The sequence below is a fragment of the Paraburkholderia sp. SIMBA_027 genome (assembly GCF_046535315.1).
GTDB lineage: Bacteria > Pseudomonadota > Gammaproteobacteria > Burkholderiales > Burkholderiaceae > Paraburkholderia > Paraburkholderia tropica.
Genome location: NZ_JAWRWY010001002.1, coordinates 1 through 258, shown reverse-complemented (window position 1 = coordinate 258; position 258 = coordinate 1). Strand labels below are relative to the sequence as shown.

General features: G+C 68.6%; 1 pseudogene. It reads right to left on the bottom strand.

Annotated elements, in window-relative coordinates:
- Positions 1 to 258 (bottom strand): annotated as a pseudogene (locus SB764_RS42115) (cation-transporting P-type ATPase); the annotation flags it as partial.

Sequence of the window (258 nt, the reverse complement as noted above, 5' to 3'; positions counted from 1 at the left end):
CGTCTTGCGCGCGAGCATCTGCCGCACGCTATGCGCGATCAGATCCACGCGACGCTCACCCCAGGCGCGCTCGACCAGCACCACCAGTTCGCCGTCTCCATTGAGCGCACCGGCTTCGACCAGGTCGCCGGGTTCGACGGTGATGAACGCCGTTTCGCCGGTCAGCAGCGAGCGATCCAGCGACGACACGCCTTGCGCGATGACGCCGTCGAGCGGAACGCGCTCGCCAGGGCACACCCGAACCGAGCTGCCGCGTTC